Annotated in this window: 16 protein-coding genes; 5 read left to right on the forward strand and 11 right to left on the reverse strand. The window is 67.1% G+C overall.

From position 1 onward, the window contains the following. Nucleotides 1-22 precede the first annotated feature (22 nt). The 4 genes from AC13FN_RS16485 to ligA all read right to left on the reverse strand — a co-directional run bounded on the left by AC13FN_RS16485 (nt 23) and on the right by ligA (nt 4,852). Entirely contained in the window at nt 23-751 is a 729-nt protein-coding gene (locus AC13FN_RS16485; protein WP_010480486.1) for a DUF3011 domain-containing protein, read from the reverse strand. 142 nt (nt 752-893) lie between these two features. Further along, nucleotides 894-1,850 carry an EF-P lysine aminoacylase EpmA gene (gene epmA / locus AC13FN_RS16490; RefSeq protein ID WP_482984970.1) on the reverse strand — a complete coding sequence of 319 codons (957 nt, stop codon included), beginning with the start codon at nt 1,848-1,850 and terminating at the stop codon, nt 894-896. Beyond that, on the reverse strand, nt 1,847-2,332 hold the full coding sequence (locus tag AC13FN_RS16495; protein ID WP_049436739.1) for a GNAT family N-acetyltransferase: 486 nt from the start codon (nt 2,330-2,332) through the stop codon (nt 1,847-1,849). The genes epmA and AC13FN_RS16495 overlap by 4 nt, the downstream gene beginning before the upstream one ends. A gap of 48 nt (nt 2,333-2,380) precedes the next feature. Further along, on the reverse strand, nt 2,381-4,852 hold the full coding sequence (gene ligA, locus AC13FN_RS16500) for an NAD-dependent DNA ligase LigA (RefSeq protein ID WP_231298836.1): 2,472 nt from the start codon (nt 4,850-4,852) through the stop codon (nt 2,381-2,383). 312 nt (nt 4,853-5,164) lie between these two features. Here ligA and AC13FN_RS16505 point away from each other — a divergent pair, with 312 nt between their 5' ends. After that, on the forward strand, nt 5,165-6,289 hold the full coding sequence (locus tag AC13FN_RS16505) for a pyridoxal phosphate-dependent aminotransferase (RefSeq protein ID WP_049436741.1): 1,125 nt from the start codon (nt 5,165-5,167) through the stop codon (nt 6,287-6,289). A gap of 83 nt (nt 6,290-6,372) precedes the next feature. Here the strand turns inward: AC13FN_RS16505 and zipA are convergent, their stop codons facing one another. The 7 genes from zipA to AC13FN_RS16540 form a co-directional block, all read right to left on the reverse strand. Next, nucleotides 6,373-7,110 (reverse strand): cell division protein ZipA, encoded by a 738-nt coding sequence (zipA, locus tag AC13FN_RS16510; protein WP_049436742.1) that lies wholly within the window; start codon nt 7,108-7,110, stop codon nt 6,373-6,375. Between the two features lie 46 nt (nt 7,111-7,156). After that, the gene (gene smc / locus AC13FN_RS16515; RefSeq protein ID WP_049436743.1) at nt 7,157-10,660 is read right to left on the reverse strand and encodes a chromosome segregation protein SMC; all 3,504 of its coding nucleotides are present in this window, start codon (nt 10,658-10,660) and stop codon (nt 7,157-7,159) included. A 259-nt stretch (nt 10,661-10,919) separates the two neighbouring features. After that, a complete protein-coding gene (gene rplI / locus AC13FN_RS16520; RefSeq protein ID WP_014037734.1) occupies nt 10,920-11,369 on the reverse strand; it encodes a 50S ribosomal protein L9 in 450 nt (149 codons plus the stop codon). 105 nt (nt 11,370-11,474) lie between these two features. Beyond that, nucleotides 11,475-11,705: a 30S ribosomal protein S18 gene (gene rpsR / locus AC13FN_RS16525; protein WP_002804494.1), complete on the reverse strand. Its 231-nt coding sequence runs from the start codon at nt 11,703-11,705 to the stop codon at nt 11,475-11,477. Nucleotides 11,706-11,716: 11 nt separating this feature from the next. Continuing rightward, nucleotides 11,717-12,154 (reverse strand): 30S ribosomal protein S6, encoded by a 438-nt coding sequence (gene rpsF / locus AC13FN_RS16530; RefSeq protein ID WP_006452997.1) that lies wholly within the window; start codon nt 12,152-12,154, stop codon nt 11,717-11,719. A gap of 230 nt (nt 12,155-12,384) precedes the next feature. Then, on the reverse strand, nt 12,385-12,927 hold the full coding sequence (locus tag AC13FN_RS16535; RefSeq protein WP_482984969.1) for a CbrC family protein: 543 nt from the start codon (nt 12,925-12,927) through the stop codon (nt 12,385-12,387). 94 nt (nt 12,928-13,021) lie between these two features. Next, nucleotides 13,022-13,360: a HesB/IscA family protein gene (locus AC13FN_RS16540; protein ID WP_006376495.1), complete on the reverse strand. Its 339-nt coding sequence runs from the start codon at nt 13,358-13,360 to the stop codon at nt 13,022-13,024. A gap of 128 nt (nt 13,361-13,488) precedes the next feature. Here AC13FN_RS16540 and asnS point away from each other — a divergent pair, with 128 nt between their 5' ends. From asnS to AC13FN_RS16560, 4 genes are read left to right on the forward strand one after another with little or no spacing between them, the layout of a single operon-like run. Beyond that, nucleotides 13,489-14,883 (forward strand): asparagine--tRNA ligase, encoded by a 1,395-nt coding sequence (asnS, locus tag AC13FN_RS16545; protein WP_049436745.1) that lies wholly within the window; start codon nt 13,489-13,491, stop codon nt 14,881-14,883. 29 nt (nt 14,884-14,912) lie between these two features. After that, the gene (locus tag AC13FN_RS16550; RefSeq protein WP_005417403.1) at nt 14,913-15,212 is read left to right on the forward strand and encodes a hypothetical protein; all 300 of its coding nucleotides are present in this window, start codon (nt 14,913-14,915) and stop codon (nt 15,210-15,212) included. A gap of 7 nt (nt 15,213-15,219) precedes the next feature. Next, nucleotides 15,220-15,534, forward strand: coding sequence for a hypothetical protein (locus tag AC13FN_RS16555; protein ID WP_482984968.1), 315 nt, complete (start codon nt 15,220-15,222; stop codon nt 15,532-15,534). Nucleotides 15,535-15,541: 7 nt separating this feature from the next. Continuing rightward, complete coding sequence (locus tag AC13FN_RS16560) at nt 15,542-16,180, forward strand: FMN-binding negative transcriptional regulator (protein ID WP_312391002.1); 639 nt, start codon at nt 15,542-15,544, stop codon at nt 16,178-16,180. The last annotated feature ends 20 nt before the right edge of the window (nt 16,181-16,200 follow it).

Genomic DNA, 16,200 nt, shown 5'->3' on the forward strand with positions numbered 1-16,200 from the left:
CGCGGTTGGAGCCTGCCCCGGCTCAATTCACCGAGAATTCGGCGCGGCAGCCGCCGTCCACCCAGATCCCGTTGCGGTTCCAGCCCCAGGTGTTGCCTTCCTCGCACGGGGTGCTGGACAACTGTTCGGTGACGACGGCGCCGACCGAAATGCTCGCGCCACAGAAGCGGCGCTTCTTCGACTTCGACTCGCAGGTCAGGCGGCGCGGCACGTCGACAAAACGGCCGTCCTCGTCAGCCACTTCGAAATCGCCCTGGCAACCACGGCTGGTCCAGACTTCATTGCGCTTGTAGCCCCAGCCCTGCCCTTCGCGGCACGGCAGCACCGAGAGCTGGCGCAGCAGGCGCACCGGCGCCCCGTCCAGGCGCACCGGGCAACTCTGCGGGCGGCCATTGGATTCGCAGCGCACCACACGGCGGACCAGGCGCTTGCCTTCCGTTGCCGCAGGCGCTGCACCTTGCGCTCGACGCGCACGGAACTCGGCCCGGCAGCCCAGGGTGACCCACACGCCACTGCGGTCGGTGCCCCACTCGCTGCCACGGATGCAGCTGTTGCTGGACAGCTGGCGCACAAGGTCGATGCCATTGCTGACGTCGATATCGCAATGCACCCAGCCCATGTCGCGCGATTCGCAGGTCACCACTTCGCCGTCATAGCCCGCCTGCTGGGCCGACGCCGATGACGGCAGCCAGGCACCCCAGAGCGCGATGGAGTACACCGGTGCAGCGACAACCGCAAACCACTTGACCAAAGCCTTCCCCAGCAGGAATGGATGAACTGCGTGCCAGTGTCCGGCATCTGCCGTGATAAGAGCATCATCCTACTTACCGAAGCAAGCGCAGAAACGCGGAATTCCGTTCAGTCTTCGATGTTCAGGAACGTGCGCACCGCGCTCACGCGTGGGCGAAGTCGTAGGCCAGCACATCGGCGATACGCGGCGTGCGGTTCATCGCCATCAACAACCGATCGACACCCACCGCCACGCCGGCGCAGGCAGGCATCGAGGGCAATGCGGCCAGCAAAGCTTCGTCCAGTGCCGGCTGCACCTGGCCGCGCTCATGGCGGCGCTGCAGGTCGCGCTGGAATCGCACACGCTGTTCGTGCGCGTCGTTCAGTTCATGATAGCCGTTGGCCAGTTCCACTGCACCCAGGTACAGCTCGAAACGCTCCGCCAGCGGCGGCGTGCCGGCACGGATGCGCGCAAGCGCCGCCTGGCTCGCGGGCCAGTCATGCACCACGGTCATCACCCCGTCATCGAAGTGCGGCTGGATATGGTGGGTCATTAGCAGATCCAGCCAATCGTCACGGGTCAGCCCGACCGGGTCGATGTGCACCTCGCCCAGCGCGGCACGCAGCGCGGCCTCATCAGCATCCAACGGATCCACGCCCACATGTTGCTGGAACAGCTCGCGGTAGCTGAGCACACGCAGCGTCGCACTGCGCCCGACCAGGGCCAGCGCCTGGCCAACCAGCTCGGCGGTTTCCTGCACCAGGCGATGGTGGTCCCAACCGACCCGGTACCACTCCAGCATGGTGAACTCCGGATTGTGGCGGCCGCCCGCCTCGCCATTGCGGAACACCCGGCCCAGTTCGTAACAGTCACCCACACCCGCCGCCAGCAGGCGCTTGAGCGGATACTCCGGCGAGGTGCGCAGCCAGCGGCGGCGTCCGCCGGCATCGACATGGCCGGTGAAATCGGTATGGAAGCTGTCGATGTTCGGCTCGGTGTTGCCGGCCACCGACAGGATCGGCGTCTCCACCTCCAGCACATCGCGCTCGGCGAAGAAGCGGCGCACCAGCGCATTGAGCGCGGCGCGCTGCTGCAGCACGCGCAGCAGGGCCTCGCTCACAGGATGCCCTCCGGGCGCGGGTGATCCAGCGGCAGGGTCAGCAGATCGCGGGTGTCATCGATGTAGCCGCTGGCCAGGTACAGGCGCCGGGCCAGTTCGTTGTGGTGGTTCACTTCCAGGCGCAGGCGGCTGACGCCACGCCCGCGAGCGCGCTGTTCGCAGATGGCCAGCGCCTGCTTGCCGCGGCCACGACCGCGCGCGCGATGGCTCAGGTACAGCTCGTCCAGCAGCATGAAGTGGCCGCCCTGCTCCAGGCTGAAGCCCATCGCGATCACTGCGTAGCCGACCACCTCGCCCGCCTCGTCCAGCCACAGCAGCACTTCGCCATTGCGCGGGTCAGCCAGCAGCGCATCCACACCGCGACGCACGCGCGCGTCATCGAAGTCGATCCTGTCTTCGGCGTAGAACTCGCGCATCAACGCGATCAACTGCTCCTCGTCAGCTCGGGTGGCCAGGCGGAAATCCAGCGGGGCGGTCTGCATCGGTGTTCCTTTGTCTTTCATGCCGGGCGCGAGGCCCCGGCGGGGTCATCATTCGTGTTCGGCAAGGTAGGCCAGCAGGCGGTCTTCGTCCCACACCGGCACGCCCAGCGATTGCGCCTTGTCCAGCTTGGAACCGGCTTCGGTACCGGCCACCACGAAGCTGGTCTTCTTCGACACGCTGCCTGAGACCTTCGCGCCGAGGGCCTCCAGGCGCTCCTTGGCGGCATCGCGGGTAAGCTGGGCCAGGGTGCCGGTCAGCACCACGGTCTGCCCGTCCAATGGGCCGGCCACAATCTCGGCCAGCGCCGGCGCCTTGGCCAGGATCTGCTGCATCGCCTTCTCGGCCGCCAGCAGCATCGCGCCATGGCCTTCGGCATCCAGCCACTCTGCCAAACCACGCGCAGTGTCGTCCGGTAGGCCGGCGTTGACGAACTGGCCATGCTCGGCGTCGAGCACGGCCTGCGCGCCAGGCAACGCAGCCACCAGCTTCTCCGCACGCAGGCGGGTGATGCCGGGGATTTCCGACTCGACCAGCAGCTGCGCCAGATCCAGACCCTCGCGCAGCTTGGCGCTGGGCGCATGCACGTCGCTGATGCGCACCTGGCCAACCAGCAACAGGTCATCGATGGCCTGCTGGTTGCCCTGCTGCTCGAAGAAATGGCCGAGCGAGCGCGCCACTTCGCCACCGATGTCCGGCACACGCTTGAACAACGGCCACGGCAGATGGCGGATCAGCTCCAGGTCACCAAACCACTGCGCCAGCGCCTTGGCCGTGCTTTCGCCCACATGCTCGATGCCGAGCGCGAACAGTAGGCGCTCCAGCGTGGCAGCACGGCTGGCGTCGATCGCCGCGATCAGGTTGTCGGCCCACTTGGTGGCGATCTTCTTCGTGTTCCATTCGAAGCTGGCCGGCTGCACCAGCGCCTGCGCGCGCCAGCCCGGATCGTTGCCATCCAGCTTGAGCACCGCATTGAGCACCGCACCACTGCCCTCGGCGGGCAGATGCAGCTTCAGCGCAGCGGCCAGTGCTGACGGATCCTCGGCGTCCAGTACCAGTTTCAGGTGCAGCAGCTGGTCACGGTTGAGCCGGTACAGGTCGGCCACGCTCTTGACGATGCCGGCGTCGACCAGGGTTTCGATGTACTTGTCACCCAGGCCATCGATGTCCATCGCGCGACGCGAGGCGAAATGGGCAATGGCCTCCTTGCGCTGCGCAGGGCAGGACAGCTCACCCGAACAGCGCCACGCGGCGGCACCTTCCTCGCGCACGATTTCCGAGCCGCACACCGGGCAGCGCGTCGGCATCTGCCACGGCGTAGTGCCCTGCGGGCGGCGGTCGAGAATGACGCTGACCACTTCCGGAATCACATCGCCGGCGCGGCGCACGATCACGCTGTCGCCCACCCGCACATCCAGGCGTGCGATCTGGTCGGCGTTGTGCAGCGTGGCGTTGGACACGATCACGCCGGCCACCGCCACCGGCGCCAGGCGCGCGACCGGGGTGGCGGCACCGGTGCGGCCGATCTGGATCTCGATCGCCTCCACCGTGGTGCTCTGTTCCTGCGCCGGGAACTTGTGCGCGATGGCCCAGCGCGGCGCGCGCGAAACGAAGCCCATCGCCTGCTGGCCCGCACGGTCATCGAGCTTGTAGACCACGCCATCGATATCGAACGGCAGGCCATCACGGCGCTCACCGATGTCGCGGTAGTAGCCGAGCAGGCCGTCGGTGCCTTCCACCACCTTGCACAGCTCACTGACCGGAAAGCCCCAGGTACCGAGCTGGGCCAGGGTGCCAGAATGGGTGTCCGGCAGTTCACCGCCCTGCACTTCGCCGGTGCCGTAGGCGAAGAAACTCAGCCTGCGCTGCGCACTGATCTTCGGATCGAGCTGGCGCAGCGAGCCGGCCGCGGCGTTGCGCGGATTGGCCAGCACCTTGCCACCGTGCTGGCGGGCACGTTCGTTGTAGGCCTCGAAATCGGCACGCGCCATGTAGACCTCGCCGCGTACCTCCAGCACATCCGGCCAGTCCTTGCCGTGCAGCCGCTTGGGAATGTCACCGATCTCGCGCAGGTTGGCGGTCACGTCCTCGCCGGTACTGCCATCGCCACGGGTCGCGCCGAGCACGAAATGACCCTCCTCGTAGCGCAGGCTGATTGCCAGGCCGTCCATCTTCGGCTCGGCCGAGAACCGCAGGCTGCGACGACCCAGGCGCTCATCGATGCGGCGCACGAAATCGGCCACTTCTTCATCGCTGAAGGCATTGGACAGCGACAACATCGGTACCGCGTGGCGCACTTCCGGGAAACGGCCGGAGGGCCGCGCACCGACCTGCTGGGTCGGGCTGTCGGCACGGGCCAGTTCCGGGTGCTCGCGCTCCAGCGCTTCCAGCTCGCGCACCATCCGGTCGTAGTCGACGTCAGGGATCTCCGGCGCGTCCAGCTCGTGGTAGGCGCGGTTGGCCTGGGCGATCTGCCGGCGGAGGTCTTCGGCGCGTTCGGCGGGGCTGGGGCTCATCGGGATCCGGTGGTTCTGGGATGGCCGGGGATTCTACCGCGCCCGGCCGTCAGGCCCGGTAACGGCCCCGCCTTTGTAGCGTTGAGCTTGCTCGACTGGCGCTGCCTCGCTCCGGCAGGTGCCACCCGTCTCCCTCGTTCCGGTAGGTCCCAACCGTCTCCCTCGTTCCGGTAGGTGCCAACCGTCTCCCTCGTTCCGGTAGGTGCCAACCTTGGTTGGCACGTCTGTAGTCGAGCACGGCTCGACGCTACAAATGCAGCTTGCCGCCCACCCTCACCGGCGCTAGCGTGCGACGGTCTGCCCTTCGGAATCCTGCCCGTGCCCCTGCCCGCTTCCCGTCGACGCTTCCTGCAACTGGCCGGTGCTGGCCTCACCGTGGCCGGCAGCGGACTGCCGCGGCTCGGCCATGCCCAACCCGCGACAGCCGCCGCCCCCGCCCCCGCCGAAGGTGCGGTGCTGCTGAATTTCAACGAATGCCCCTACGGCCCCTCGCCCGCTGCCCAGCAGGCCGCGCGCGACAGCATCGCCGGTTGCGGCCGCTACCGTTTCGCACTGGCCGGACAGGTGCGCGACGCCTTCATCGAACAGGCGCGTATTCCCGCCGATCACGTGCGACTCTATCCGGGTTCCAGCGAACCGCTGAACCGTGCCGCCGTGCTATGGACCGGCCCGCAGGCAGGACTGGTGGTGGCAGACCCGACCTTCGAGACGCTGGGCGAGGTCGCCGCCGCACACAGTGCGGACGTGCAGAAAGTGCCGCTGCGCGACGACGGCGCACATGACCTGCGTGCAATGGTCGCCGCCGCGCATGCACGGCCGACCGGGCTGCTGTATGTGTGCAACCCGAACAACCCGACCGGCTCGATCAGCCCACCGGATGAGCTTGCCTGGCTGCTGGCCCACAAGCCCGCCTCCACCCGCGTGCTGCTGGACGAGGCCTACCTGCAGTACAGCGAGCAGCCGAGCCTGATCGCGCAGGTGGCGCAGCGCGATGACCTGATCGTGTTGCGCACGTTCTCCAAGCTTTATGGCATGGCCGGCCTGCGCCTGGGCGTGGCGGCCGCGCATCCCGACCGCCTGCGCGAACTGGCCAGCCTGGGCGACAACCCGCTGCCCGTGCCGGCACTGGCCGCTGCACTGGCCAGCCTGCGCGACCCGCAGCTGATCCCACAGCGGCGCCAGCAGAATGCCAAGGTCCGGCAGGCCACCATCGCGTGGCTGGGCAAGCGTGGTTTCAGCTGCGTGCCGTCGGAAGCGAACTGCTTCGTGGTGGATGTGCAGCGCGACGGCGCTGCCTTTGCCAAGGCGATGGCAGACAACGGCGTGGTCATCGGGCGCAGCTGGCCGATCTGGCCACAGCGCGTGCGCGTGACCGTGGGTTCCGAGGAAGAAATGGCGGCATTCCGCCGCGCGTTCGCCAAGGTGGCCGGCGTACCGGCGTAGACCACATCCACGCACGGCGTGGATCTACCGGAGGTTGCCGACGGTGGGTGCCGACCGTTGGTCGGCACACCGAAAAAATGCATTTACCAGCGCGGAGTCTTGGTCAGCGGCGGCGCCTGATGCTGACGGTCGTAGGCGCGCAGCTCGTCACGGATGTGCGCGATGCGCTGGCGGCCCAGGGCGTTGCGGCTGTCATCCAGCACCACGCCATCGAGCAGCTCGGCCATGCGCTGCACGGTCGGCAGCATCTTCTCCCAGGCGTCCAGCGCGGTCAGCGGCGCCGGCAGGGTCAGGAAGAAGGCGATGGCCGGGGTCTCCATGGCACGGATGTTGGCCATGTCGAAGCTGCCCGGCTTCATGATGCTGGCCATCGAGAAGATCGGGCCGCGCTCGGGGTGGCCTTCCACCAGGCGGTGGAACACGTTCATGTGGCCGAACACCAGGCCGGTCTTTTCGGCCGCCACCACGATGTCTTCGCCACGCAGCTGTTCGCCGGCGCGGGCGGCCACGAACAGCGAGACGATCTTGTCGAAATCCTGGGTGGCGCGCTTGCCAAGGTCGCTGGCGCCCGGGTCGGTTTCGCCCAGGCCGAGTTCGGCCTGCTCGCCTTCCGTGCCCATGCCCGGTTCGACGCGGCCATCGGCCACGGTGACGCCATCTTCGCCCAGCACCGGCTCGCGGCGCTCGCCGCTGTTCGGTTCCGCGCCTTCCACGCGGCGGCCCTGGGGCTTCTTTTTCGGACGGCCAAACAGGAAGATCGCGGCGATCAACAGCAGGCCGGCGGCCAGGATGCCGATGCGCAACAGTGCCGTGTCGGACATTCGATAGGTTCTCCGGCTAGTTCATTCAGGTAACTAGGATGGCACGTCAGGCCGCGCCCGCCAATCGCGCGGCTTCTTCCAGGTCCACGCTGACCAGGCGGCTGACGCCCGGCTCGCGCATGGTCACGCCCGACAACTGGTGCGCGGCCTCCATCGTCGCCTTGTTATGGCTGACGAACAGGAACTGCACCTTTTCGCTCATTTCCTTGACCATGTTGGCCAGGCGGCCGACGTTGGCTTCGTCCAGCGGCGCGTCCACCTCGTCCAGCAGGCAGAACGGCGCGGGATTCAGCTGGAAGATGGCGAACACCAGCGCCACCGCGGTCATTGCCTTTTCGCCGCCGGACAGCAGCGAGATGCTGGACACGCGCTTGCCCGGCGGACGCGCCATGATGGTCACACCGGTGTCGAGCAGGTCTTCACCGGTCAGTTCCAGGTAGGCGTGGCCGCCACCGAACAGGCGCGGGTACAGTGCCTGCACGCCAGCGTTGACACGATCGAAGGTGTCCTTGAAACGACCGCGGGTCTCGCGGTCGATCTTGCGGATCGCATCTTCCAGGGTTTCCAGCGCGGTGGTCAGGTCGGTGTGCTGCGAATCCAGGTAGTCTGAGCGCTGCGAGGCCTCGCCGTACTCGTGGATGGCGGCCAGGTTGACCGGCTCCAGCCGGCGCATGCGGCCATCGATCTGGTGCACGGCCTGCTCCCAGTCGCCCAGGCGGGCGTCCTCGGGCAGTGCGTTGAGCACGTCCTGCAGCACGAACCCGGCCTTCTCCACCGCCCCCTGCAGGGTCTCCGCGCTGAGCACCAGCGCCTGCTGGTCCAGCTTGCGCTGCGAGATGCGCTCACGCTGGGCCAATGCCTGTTCGTCGCGCTGGTGGCGGGTCTGTTCGTAATTGCGCAGCTCGGCGTCGATGCCGTCCAGCAGCGTGCGCGCCTCGGTCAGCACGCGATCGGCCCGCACGCGCTCTTCCAGCGCGTTCTGGTGCTCAGCCTGCAGCGATTCCACCGGCGAATCACCTTCGTCAAGCTGCGAATGCAGTTCGCCCAGGCGCGAATCCAGCTGCCCGCGTTGGGTACCCATGCGCTCCAGCGCCTGGCTCAGTGAAGCAAGCTGCGCCCGCTGTGATTCCAGGGTCAGGGCCAGCGAGTGCGACCGCTCGCGCACCGCGCGTGCAGCGTCGCGGGCCAGGTCACGGGCCTCGGTCAGCTGGCGGCGCTCGCCCTCCAGCCGCTGTCGGGTCGATTCCAGGTCCCCCATGCTGCTGACCGCGTTCTCCAATCGCGAACGCGCTTCACGCGCCTGTTCGTTGTTGGCCTCCAGCGTATCCTGCAGCTGCTTCAGCTCGCCTTCGATGCGGTCGATGCGCGTGCGTGCGGCCTCCACCTTGCCCTGCTGGCCCTGCAGCTGGCCTGCCAGTTCGGATACCGCACGATGGGCCTGGTACAGCGCACGCTGCGCGTCTTCGCGCTGCTGTTCGGCGGCCTGCAACTGCTCGCGGAAGCCTGCCAGCTGTTCCTCCAGCTCGGCCTCGCGGTCCTGCAGCTGCTCGATCTGCTCACGCAGTTCGTTGATCTCACGTTCGCGCAGCAGCGCGCCCTGCTGGGCCGCACCGGAACGCGAGACGCGCAGCCAGCCCTCGCCCAAGCGCTCACCGCCCTGGGTGATGATCGAATCGCCTTCCGGCAGGCCGACCTGAAGCGCCTTGGCTTCGGCCAGATCCTTGGCACCGTGCAGGTGCGCTAGCAGGCGACGGATCGCTGCCGGGCCACGCACGCGGGCGGCCAGCGAGGTCGGTGCAACCTTGACGTCGCCCCCCCCGTTGGCGACCAGCGCAATGTGGCCCTCGCCCAGTTCGCCCAGCACGTCGACCAGGCTGGCCGGATCATCAACCAGCACGCCTTCGATCAACTGGCCGAGCGCGCTTTCCACCGCGTTTTCCCAGCCGGCATCGACATCCAGGCGTTCACCGACGCGCGCCGCCGAATCCAGCCCACGCGCCTTCAGCCAGGCCACGGCCGCGCCCTGCTCCTGGCCCAGCGCGGCCTGCTGCAGGGTTTCCAGCGAGGCCAGGCGGCCACGCAGGCCGTTGACCTGCTTGCGCAGTTCGGCCAGTTCGTTCTGGCCATTGCGCTGCTGCTCCTGCACGGCGGTCACGCCCTGCTTGCGCAGCTCGACGTCTTCGCTCAATTCATCCAGCGCGGTCTTCTGCGTGTCGTGCTGCAGGTGCAGCTGCTCGAAGGCTTCTTCCAGCGCATCCACGTCCAGGCCGGCGCGTTCGGCGGCCAGCGCCTCGCGACGCCGGTCGGCGTCGAGGATCTGCTTGTCCAGGTAATCCACGCGCGTGCGCTCGACGTCGCCGGCGCGCGACGCCTCCGAACTCTGCGAGGTGTGCTGTTCCCAGCGCTGCTGCCAGCTGGCCAGCCGGTCTTCGGCCTCGCGCAGGCTTTCCTGCTTGATCTCGTTCTCTTCCTGCAGCTCTTCCAGCTGCGGGGTGGCGGCCTCCACCGCCTCGCGCAGCACCATCAGCTTGGCCTCGTCGCCGCTGATGTGCTGGCCCAGTTCGGCCAACGCCTGGCGGGTCTCGTCGCGCGCCTTGTGCAGGCGCTGCGACAGCTCGCGCTGGTGCTGGATCTGCTGCTCCAGGCGCGCCAGCGTGCTGCCGACCTGGTAGACCGCGGCCTGCGCGGTGTTGAGCGCGTCGGCGGCCTCTTCGCGTCGAACGCGCGAGGTCTCGATGCGGGCCTCGGCGTCACGCTGGTCGGCGATCAGCTGCTGCAGCTTGGTCTCTTCCTGCGACAGCCCTTCGCGCAGCTTGGACAGGCGACCGTCCAACCCGCGGAACTCCAGGGCCTTCCACTCGGCATCCTTGACCCGGCGCTCTTCCTGCAGCGCCTGGTACTGCTCGGCCTGCTTGGCCTGGCGCTTGAGGTGTTCGAGCTGCTTGCTGATCTCGTCGCGCAGGTCACCCAGCCGGTCCAGGTTCTCGCGGGTGTGGCGGATGCGGGTCTCGGTCTCCTTGCGGCGCTCCTTGTATTTGGAGATGCCGGCCGCCTCTTCCAGGTACACGCGCAGGTCTTCCGGGCGCGCCTCGATGATCTGGCTGATCATGCCCTGCTCGATGATCGAGTAGCTGCGCGGGCCCAGGCCGGTGCCGAGGAACAGATCGGTGATGTCGCGGCGGCGGCACTTGGTGCCGTTGAGGTAATAGTTGCTGGTGCCGTCGCGGCTGACCGTGCGTTTGACCGAGATTTCGTTGAACGAGGCGTACTCGCCGGAAATCGTGTGGTCGGAGTTGTCGAAGATCAGCTCGACGGTGGCCTGCGAGACCGGCTTGCGCGCATTGGACCCGGAGAAGATCACGTCGGTCAGCGAGTCGCCGCGCAGGCGACTGGCCGAACTCTCGCCCATGACCCAGCGCACGGCGTCGATGATGTTCGACTTGCCACAGCCATTAGGGCCCACCACGCCGGTCATGTTGGTCGGCAGGTGCAGAGTGGTCGGATCGACGAACGACTTGAAGCCGGACAGCTTGATCGTGGAAAGACGCATAGGGGTTCCGGACTGGGGCCGGCAAGCGGCCTGCGTTTACCCTCCAAGTCATTGATCCTGCTGGGATCGATGCCCGTGGAACGGGTGTGACGCCCTGAGTATACCGATGTGGCCGTGTTCTACGAATGGGCGTGGAATATTGTCCAGCCCCACCCCGTCGGCCGGACGTGGCCCGACGCCACGAAACGGAGCCATAAAACAAAACGGGCACCCTTGCGGGCGCCCGTTCTGCGGTGATGCCAGGCCTTGCGGCGTGGGATCAGGCTTCGGCGACGACGACGACCTTGACGGTGGTCTCGACGTCGGCGTGCAGGTGGACCAGCACGTCGTATTCGCCGATGTTGCGGAAGGCGCCTTCGCCCAGGATGACTTCGCTCTTGCTGACCGGCAGGCCGGCAGCGGTGAAGGCATCGGCGATTTCGCGGGCGCCGACCGAGCCGTACAGCTTGCCTTCGGTCGAAGCGTTGGCCGGGATGGTCACGCTCGCACCTTCCAGCTTGGCCTTGCGGGCGTCAGCGTCGGCGTGGATGGCCTGGGCCTTGGCTTCGTATTCGGCGCGCTTGGCTTCGAACTCGGCCTTGTTGCTCTCGGTGGCCGGAACGGCCTTGCCCTGCGGCACGAGGAAGTTACGGCCGTAGCCCGGCTTCACGTCGACCAGGTCGCCCAGGTTGCCGAGGTTGGTGACTTTCTGCAGGAGGATCAGCTGCATGGTATTGCTCCAGATGAGTTATTCGTTAGCGAGGCGATGCCCCGCAACAAAGGCTGTCCGAATAGCTGGCACAGCGGGGGCGGCACCGGGCCGCCCCGCCGGGCATCAGACGTCGTGGTTGTCGGTGTACGGGATCAGGGCCAGGAAGCGAGCGCGCTTGACGGCGGTCGCCAGCTGGCGCTGGTACTTCGACTTGGTACCGGTGACGCGGCTCGGCACGATCTTGCCGTTCTCGGTCAGGTACTGGCGCAGGGTGTTGAGATCCTTGTAGTCGATCTCCTTCACACCTTCAGCCGTGAACTTGCAGAACTTGCGGCGACGGAAGAACTTGGACATGGGAAGGCTCCTTAGGCGGCGGAAGCGGCGTCGTCGCCGGCTTCGTTGTCAGCGGTGGTGGTGGACTCGCCTTCTTCGTCGTCACGACGACGGCGCTCACCGCGCTCCGGCTTGTCACCCTTCTCGTCCTTGCTCTTCATGATCAGCGACTGCTCGGTGTCAGCCTCGTCACGCTTGATGACCAGGTTGCGCAGCACGGCGTCGTTGAAGCGGAAGCTCTCGGTCAGTTCGTTCAGAACGGCCTGGTCGGCTTCGATGTTCATCAGCACGTAGTGGGCCTTCACCAGGTTCTGGATCGGGTACGCCAGCTGGCGGCGGCCCCAGTCTTCCAGACGGTGGATGGTGCCGTTACCGTTCTCGACCAGCGACTTGTAGCGCTCGATCATGGCCGGGACCTGCTCGCTCTGGTCCGGGTGGACCATGAACACGATTTCGTAATGACGACTCATGTTTTTTTCTACCTTTCGGATGTGGCCTTGCGGCCGGACAGCCCCCCGCCGTTGAGACCGCGGTGGGGCAAGGGCTCCCTGCCGGGGAGGCAGGAAGCCGCGCATTATGGCGCAGATGGGGTGGCCGGGCAACCAGCGAACCACGGGGCAACCTGAACCGGGGGGAGCACCCCGTGCCAACCAAGGTTGGCTGCTACCGGGCCCCGGGCGATCCATGACTCCGCCGGGAGCTATCCCAGGTCGACGTGAAGGCGATGCTGGCCGCATTCCAGGCACTGGAACAGGCAGCCGACCATCATCCCGTCCCGGCTCAGGTGCGCCAGCACCCAGTCGGCGTCGCGTGGATTGACCGCCGCCACATCGGGCCGGACCTGGTCCAGGAGCGGCAGCAGGTCTTCGCTGGCGGCAAAACCGAGGAAGGCGCAGGGCCGTTCGCAATGGCTCAACCAGACCGATTGCTGCCAGGACGAGTAGCCCGGGGTGCGCTCGCAGATCTCCAGCAGCAGCTCACGGGCGATGGTCGGCGGCGGGTCGGCCGGATCCGGCGAAACCCCTTCAATATCGCTCCAGCCGGTGAATTCACCCTCGTAACTGGCCGCCGCCCTGCCATCGGCAATACACCACGGGCACAGATACTCCGGCCGCAGATGCGTATAGAACGGCCCCCGGTAACGAAGCGTCCGCGCCTGACCGCAGCAGTCACAGATTCCGTCGACCTCTTCGAAGGAGAGGGCGTAGGCGTTGGGGTGATAGGTGAAAAGCGGTCGTTCCATCCGTGGGGTCCCTGCCGAGCCCAGCGTGCCGGCCAAGGTCGGCACCTACCAGAGCACGCCTTGGCAGCGCAGGGCCATGCCCGGCGGCGGGCCGTCAGGCCTTGTCGGCGTCGGTGGTGAAGCTCTCGCCGCAGCCACACTCGGCGGTGGCATTGGGGTTGCTGAACGTGAACGTCTCGCTCAGGCCGTGCTTGCCGAAGTCGATCACGGTGCCGTCCACCAGCGCCAGGCTCTTGGCGTCGACGTAGATCTTCACGCCGTCCTGGTCGAACACGGTATCGCCCTCGCGCTCGTCGCGGGCCAGATCGGTGATGTGACCCCAGCCGGAGCAACCGGTCTTGGTCACGCCGAAACGCAGGCCCAGCGCGCCGGGGGTCTGGGCGACAAAGCGCTGCACGCGCTCGAAGGCAATGGGGGTCAGGCTGACGGCCATGGGGCTACTCCAGAGGTACGGGGACATTATAAGGAGCCGTTGCCGCGAAAAATGCCTCGCAAGCAGAACGCTGCAACCGGTAAACTCCCGTGTTCACAGATCGAGTCGATCAGCAGAGGATTCAAGTCATGACGGTGGTCAGCGTTGAACATGCGCTTGCCGGGAAGATCCCGGAAGGCGGCGAAGTCACGGTACGCGGATGGGTGCGCACGGTGCGCGGTTCAGCGAATCTGGCCTTCGTGAATGTGAGCGACGGCTCCTGCTTCGCCCCGATCCAGGTCGTGGCCAACGACACCCTGGCCAACTTCGACGAGATCAAGCGCCTGACCAGCGGCTGCTCGGTCATCGCCACCGGCACCCTGGTGAAGTCGCAGGGCAAGGGCCAGTCGTTCGAGATCCAGGCCAGCGCACTGGAAGTGGTCGGCTGGGTCGAAGACCCGCTCACCTACCCGATCCAGCCCAAGCCGATGTCGCCGGAGTTCCTGCGCGAAGTGGCGCACCTGCGCCCGCGCACCAACCTGTTCGGTGCGGTCACCCGCATCCGCAACTGCCTGGCCCAGGCCGTGCACCGCTTCTTCCACGAGAACGGCTTCAACTGGATCAGCACCCCGATCATCACCACCTCCGACGCCGAAGGCGCAGGCCAGATGTTCCGCGTGTCCACCCTGGACATGGTGAACCTGCCGCGTGACGAGAAGGGCGCGATCGATTTCAGCCGCGACTTCTTCGGCAAGGAAACCTTCCTGACCGTGTCCGGCCAGCTGAACGTCGAGGCCTACTGCCTGGCGCTGAGCAAGGTCTACACCTTCGGCCCGACCTTCCGCGCCGAGAACAGCCACACCACCCGCCACCTGGCGGAGTTCTGGATGATCGAGCCGGAAATCGCCTTCGCCGACCTGGCCGAAGACGCACGCCTGGCCGAAGAGTTCCTGAAGTACCTGTTCCGCGCGGTGCTGAACGAGCGCAGCGACGACCTGGCCTTCATCGCCGAGCGCGTGGACAAGAACGCGATCACCAAGCTGGAAGACTTCATCAACGCACCGTTCGAGCGCATCGACTACACCGATGCGGTCAGCCTGCTGCAGAAATCCGGCAGGAAGTTCGACTTCCCGGTCGAATGGGGCCTGGACCTGCAGACCGAGCACGAGCGCTGGCTGACCGAGGAACACGTCGGCCGCCCGGTGGTGGTGACCAACTATCCGGAGCACATCAAGGCCTTCTACATGCGCCTGAACGACGACGGCAAGACCGTTGCCGCGATGGACGTGCTGGCCCCGGGCATCGGCGAGATCATCGGCGGCAGCCAGCGCGAAGAGCGCCTGGACGTGCTGGATGCGCGCATGGCCCAGTTCGGCCTGGATCGCGAGCACTACAGCTGGTACCGCGATTTCCGCCGCTATGGTTCGGTGCCGCACGCCGGCTTCGGCCTGGGCTTCGAGCGCCTGGTGGTCTACGTCTGCGGGCTGTCCAACATCCGCGATGCGATCCCCTACCCGCGCGCCCCGGGCAGCGCGGACTTCTAAGCCCCACACGACCACGGAGGTACTGCCCCATGACCCTGTTCTTCGCCCTCTGTTTCGTCGGCGTTGCAGTGGCCGGGTTCAGTGCCTTCGTGATCTTCTGGCCGCTGACCCTGGTGCATGTGCGCGACCGCCATCCGGCGCTCGCCGAGCGCTTCGGCAGCGGTGCCTTCCTCAAGCCCGATGCCCTGGCCTGGCTGCTGCGCCGCGACTATCGCCAGCAGCCGGACCGCTCGCTGTCCGGGCTGGCGACGCCGGCCTGGGTATCGCTGCTGACCCTGCTGGCCGGACTGGGCATGGCCGCCCTGCTCTGGCTGGCCTCGCTCTGGTAACACATCCATGAATGACATCACCGCCTCGCGCGACAGCTGGTGGCTGGCCAGCCTCGGCAAGACCCTGATCTGGGCGCGCCTGCGCGTGCGCCCGGCCGGCACCGCCGAAGTGCTCGACAGCGATGGCAACACGCTGAGCTATGACAGCGAAGACACCGCCCGTTCGCAGCTGTTCGACGCCGAGTTCGTCGAGTACGACGGCCTGGACGAAGAAGACGCGCTGGTGCGCGGCTTCAGCCTGCACGAAGTGCAGCCGCCGCAGGCCGACAGCGACGAGGGCCTGCGGGGCCGCATGATCCAGTCGCTGGGCGGGCGCGCCTGACCCCAGCATGTTCACCCCGCGCGCCTTCGCCGAGACCGACCTGCTCTGGCTGGACCGCCTGCTGGCGCGCGACCCGTTCGTTACCGTGCTCACGCCCGGTAGCGATGGCCTGCCGGAGCTGACCCGGATGCCGGTGCTGTACCGGCGTGACGGCGAACAGATCGAACTACGCGGCCACTGGGCCCGCGCCAACCCGCAGTCGCGCCACAACGGTGCGGCCAAGGTGCTGGTCGACGGCCCGCACGGCTATGTCTCGGCCAGCTGGTATCCGGACAAGGAGCCCGCCGCGCGGGTGCCGACCTGGAACTACGCCGCCGCCGAACTGCGTGGCAAGCTGCAGACCTTCGACGACACTGATGCGCTGGCCGAACTGGTCGGTACGATCAGCGACCGTTTCGAGGCCAGTGTCGGCCAGGCCTGGCAGTTCGATGCCACGCGTGCCGAACACGGCCCGGAGCTGCGCGCCATCGTCGGCTTCCGTTTCCAGGTCGAGCAGGTGCAGCTGAAGCTCAAGCTGAGCCAGAACCATCCCGATGCCAACCAGCGCGCCGTGATCGCCGAACTGGAACAGCTGGGCACTCCCTCTTCCTCCGAGTTGGCGCAGTGGATGCGCTGGCACCGCGAACAGGCCGCCCGCAGCGACTGAGCGCCCCAGATCCCCGCGAC

It is taken from the genome of Stenotrophomonas sp. 115C5, assembly GCF_056861055.1.